The following is a 4,294-nucleotide window of genomic DNA, read 5'->3' as shown; positions in this document are numbered from 1 at the left end:
CCCCCTCCCCGTTCCGGGGAGGTATGCAGGAAACCAAGTGCCTAACACGACCACCTCCACCAGTTTCGTCAATATCGGCGAGCGGACCAACGTCACCGGCTCGGCCGCGTTCAAGAAGCTGATCATGGCGGGCGACTATCCGCGCGCCGTCGAGGTCGCGCGAGCGCAGGTGGAGAACGGCGCGCAGGTGATCGACGTCAACATGGACGAAGGGCTGCTCGATGCTGAGCATGCCATGACGACGTTCTTAAAGCTGATCGCCACCGAGCCCGACATCGCGCGCGTGCCGGTGATGATCGACAGTTCCAAATGGAGCGTAATCGAGGCGGGGCTGAAATGCGTGTCCGGCAAGCCGATCGTCAACTCGATCAGCATGAAGGAGGGCGTTGCACCTTTCCTGGTGTCGGCGCGCAAGTGCATGGCTTACGGCGCCGCCACCGTCGTCATGGCGTTCGACGAGACGGGTCAGGCCGATACGCGGGCGCGCAAGGTGGAGATCTGCGGCCGCGCCTATGACGAGCTGATGGCGATCGGCTTTCCGCCGGAGGACATCATCTTCGATCCCAACATCTTCGCGGTGGCGACGGGGATCGAGGAGCATGACAATTACGCGGTCGACTTCATCGAGGCGCTGAAGGAGCTGCGCGTGCGCTGCCCGCATGCGCATTATTCGGGCGGGCTGTCGAACCTGTCCTTCTCGTTCCGCGGCAACGAGCCGGTGCGCCGCGCGATGCACTCGGTGTTCCTGTTCCATGCGATCCCGGCGGGGCTGGACATGGCGATCGTCAACGCCGGGCAGCTCGACGTGTACGACGCGATCGATCCGGAGCTGCGCGCGGCGTGCGAGGACGTGATCCTCAACCGCGATCCGCAGGCGGGCGAGCGGCTAGTGACGCTGGCGGAACGCTATCGCGGCACGGACGCGGTGGCGGAGAAGCAGGCGGCGGAATGGCGCGGGCTGGAGGTGCGCAAGCGGCTGGAATATGCGCTGGTCAAGGGGATCGACGCGCATGTCGTCGAGGACACCGAAGAGGCGCGGCAGGGGTTCGCGCGGCCGATCGAGGTGATCGAGGGGCCGCTGATGGATGGGATGAACGTCGTCGGCGACCTGTTCGGCAGCGGCAAGATGTTCCTGCCGCAGGTCGTCAAGTCCGCGCGCGTGATGAAAAAGGCGGTCGCCCACCTGCTCCCCTTCATCGAGGCGGCCAAGGAGCCCGGCGCCAAGGGCAAGGGCAAGATCGTGATGGCGACCGTCAAGGGCGACGTGCACGACATCGGCAAGAACATCGTCGGCGTCGTGCTCCAGTGCAACGGCTTCGACGTGGTCGACCTGGGCGTGATGGTGCCGTGGTCGAAGATCCTGGCGGCGGCGAACGAGAACGACGCCGACATGATCGGGCTGTCGGGGCTGATCACCCCGAGCCTGGACGAGATGGTGACGGTGGCCGAGGAGATGAAGCGCGCCGGCATGTCGATGCCGCTGCTGATCGGCGGCGCGACGACCTCGAAGGTCCACACCGCGCTGCGCATCTCGCCCGCCTATGACGGGCCGGTGGTGCATGTGGTGGACGCCAGCCGCGCGGTGGGCGTGGCGACGACGCTGGTCAGCGACACGATCCGCGCCGACTACGTGTCGGGCGTCGCGGCGGATTACCAGAAGGTGCGCGACGCGCGCACGGGCAAGGGGCCGAACGAGCTGCTGCCGCTCGCGGAGGCGCGGGCGCGCGGGTTCGCGGCGGACCTGGCGATGAAGCCGCCGGCGCCGGCGCGGCCGGGGGTGCACCGGTTCGACGACTGGTCGTTGACCGCCCTGCGCGAGCTGATCGACTGGACGCCGTTCTTCCGCGCCTGGGAGCTGGCGGGCAACTACCCCGCGATCCTGACCGATCCGGTGGTGGGCGAGAGCGCCAGCGGCCTGTACGCGGACGCGCAGGCGATGCTGGACCGGATCGTGGGGGAGGGCTGGCTAACGGCGCGCGGCGTCGCCGGGCTGTGGCCGTGCCGGCGGGAGGGGGATGACGTGGTGCTCACTCGTCATCTCCGCGAAAGCGGGGACCCATCTCCCGACTGTTCGCTCCGAGACGGCGCGCCGGAGATGGGCCCCCGCTTGCGCGGGGGTGACGAGGTGGTGCTCCCCTTCCTCCGCCAGCAGATCGCCAAGCGGGCGGGGCGGGCGAACATGTGCCTGGCGGACTTCATCGATCCGGCCGGCGACTGGATCGGCGGCTTCGCGGTCGGCATCCATGGGATCGAGCCGCACCTGGCCGGCTTCAAGGCCGCGCATGACGATTACAACGACATCCTGCTCAAGGCGCTGGCGGACCGGCTGGCGGAGGCGTTCGCCGAGGCGCTGCACGCGCATGTCCGGCGCGAGCTGTGGGGCTATGCGGCGGGCGAGCAGCTGACCAACGAGGCGCTGATCAAGGAGGAGTATCGCGGCATCCGGCCGGCGCCCGGCTATCCGGCGTGCCCCGAGCACAGCCTCAAGCGCGTGCTGTTCGACCTGCTCGACGCGGAAGGGACGGGGCTGGAGCTGACCGAGAGCTTCGCGATGCTGCCGACGGCGGCGGTGAGCGGCTTCTATCTGGGCCACCCGCAGGCCGAGTATTTCGGCGTGGCGCGGATCGGGCCGGATCAGGTGGCGGACTATGCGGCACGGCGCGGGGTGGAGCTGCAACAGGCGGAACGCTGGCTGCGGCCGAACCTCGATTAGCTTGGGGATGACCGGCGGCGCGCCTATGTGCGCGGTCATGATCCGCACCCTCGCCGCGCTGCTCTGCCTCCTGCTGTCGGTCGGCGTCGCGCGCGCGGACAGCGTGGCGCCGCCGGGCGCGATCCACTTGCCGATGACGCTGGTCGCGGAGACGCGGACCGTGCCGGCGGGGGATATCGTGACGCTGGCGATCGACAGCCGGCCGGCGCCCGGGTGGCATGGCTATTGGGGGCAGAACCCCGGCGACGCGGGTTTCCCGCCGACGGCGGCCTGGACGCTGCCGGCGCGCGCGCGGACGGGCGCGTGGCGCTGGCCGATCCCGGGGACGCTCAAGGTCGCCGGGCTGATGAACTTCGTCTACGATCGTCCCTTCGCGCCGCTGATCGACCTGCGCGTGCCGGGGGGGCTCCCGGCGGGCGAGGCGCTGCCCGTGCGGCTGCACCTGAGCTATCTGGTCTGCACGGACGCGATCTGCGTGCCCGAGGAGCAGGACCTGCGCGTCGACCTGACGGTGGGCGTGACGGGAGCGCGCGATGCGCGGTTCGATGGATGGCGCCGCGCGGTGCCCCGGCCGCTGGGGGCGGGGGCGACCTATGCGGCCGGCAAGGACGGCGTGCGGCTCGCGGTGCCTTATCCAGCGGGTGCGCCGCTGGCCGACGCGTTCTTCTTCCCGGCGACGGCGGGGGCGATCGACAATGCGGCGGCGCAGACGGTGACGCGCGATGGCGACCGGTTGCTGATCGCGACGACGGGCAAGCCGCGCGGGCCCATCGACGGCGTGTTGCGGATCGCGCCGGGGCAGGGGCTGGCGGTGCACGCGGTGCCGGGCGACGTGCCGGGTGGCGCGGGCTGGGTCCGCGCGGCGCTGATCGCCTTTGCCGGCGCCGTGCTGGGTGGGCTGATCCTCAACGTCATGCCGTGCGTGTTCCCGATCCTGAGCCTCAAGGCGCTCAGCCTCGCGCGATCGGGCACCAGCGCGGCGCATGCGCGCAGCGAGGCGCTCGCGTACACGGCGGGCGTGGTGCTGGTGTGCGTGGCGCTGGGCGGGATCATCCTCGCGCTGCGCGCGGGCGGGACCAGCGTCGGCTGGGCGTTTCAGCTCCAGAACCCGCTGGCGGTGCTGTTGCTGTTCCTGCTTACCGCCGCGATCGCGTTCAACCTGGCCGGACTGTTCGAGCTGCCGACGCCGCCGGTGGGCGAGCTGGCCGGAAAAGGGGGTGCATTCATGACCGGCGCGCTGGCGGCGCTGATCGCGACGCCGTGCTCCGGGCCGTTCATGGGCACCGCGCTGTTCGCGGCGCTGTTGCTGCCCTGGCCCGCCGCGCTGGCGGTGTTCGCGGGGCTGGGCATCGGGCTGGCGCTGCCGTTCCTCCTGGTCGGCTTCGTGCCCGCGCTGCGCGCGCGGCTGCCCAGGCCCGGCGCGTGGATGGACCGGGTGCGCCACGTGCTGGCGGTGCCGATGTTCCTCACCGCGATCGCGCTCGGCTATGTGCTGGGCCGCGAGGCGGGCGTCGCGGCGCTCACCCTCGCGCTGGCGCTGGCGCTGCTGCTCGCGGTCGTGCTGTGGGCGGCGGGGGGCTT

At 70.8% G+C, this 4,294-nt stretch carries 2 protein-coding genes; both read left to right on the top strand.

Annotation, left to right across the window (positions count from 1 at the left end; all coding sequences use genetic code 11):
- Window positions 1-37: 37 nt before the first annotated feature.
- The gene (gene metH, locus HUU95_RS09625) at window positions 38-2,713 is read left to right on the top strand and encodes a methionine synthase (protein WP_174279914.1); all 2,676 of its coding nucleotides are present in this window, start codon (window positions 38-40) and stop codon (window positions 2,711-2,713) included.
- 37 nt (window positions 2,714-2,750) lie between these two features.
- On the top strand, window positions 2,751-4,294 hold a 1,544-nt coding region (locus HUU95_RS09620), incomplete at its 3' end, for a protein-disulfide reductase DsbD domain-containing protein (RefSeq protein ID WP_254602723.1).

The organism is Sphingomonas bacterium (assembly GCF_903643065.1).
In the GTDB taxonomy this organism is placed as follows: domain Bacteria; phylum Pseudomonadota; class Alphaproteobacteria; order Sphingomonadales; family Sphingomonadaceae; genus Sphingomonas.
This window is presented reverse-complemented; position numbering and strand designations above follow the sequence as displayed.